This window comes from Paenibacillus sp. VT-400 (assembly GCF_001029205.1).
GTDB classification, from domain to species: domain Bacteria; phylum Bacillota; class Bacilli; order Paenibacillales; family Paenibacillaceae; genus Paenibacillus; species Paenibacillus amylolyticus.
Genome location: NZ_LELF01000086.1, coordinates 1 through 207 on the forward strand (window position 1 = coordinate 1; position 207 = coordinate 207).

1 rRNA gene is annotated in these 207 nt (G+C 51.7%); it reads left to right on the forward strand.

Going from position 1 to position 207, the window contains the following annotated elements:
• Positions 1-111: 111 nt before the first annotated feature.
• Positions 112-207: ribosomal RNA gene (rrf, locus tag EL84_RS30445) — 5S ribosomal RNA — on the forward strand; the annotation flags it as partial.

Consider the following 207-nt stretch of genomic DNA (forward strand, 5'->3'; position numbering starts at 1 on the left):
GACCAGTACTAATCGGTCGAGGGCTTATCCAATAGCAAGTGATAATTCGCATGTTTCGTTTCGAATCTAGTTTTCAGAGAACGATCTCTGAAATGTAAGCTAAGCTACGCGTTTGGTGGCGATGGCGGAGGGGTTCCACACGTACCCATCCCGAACACGACCGTTAAGCCCTCTAGCGCCGATGGTACTTGGACCGCAGGGTCCTGG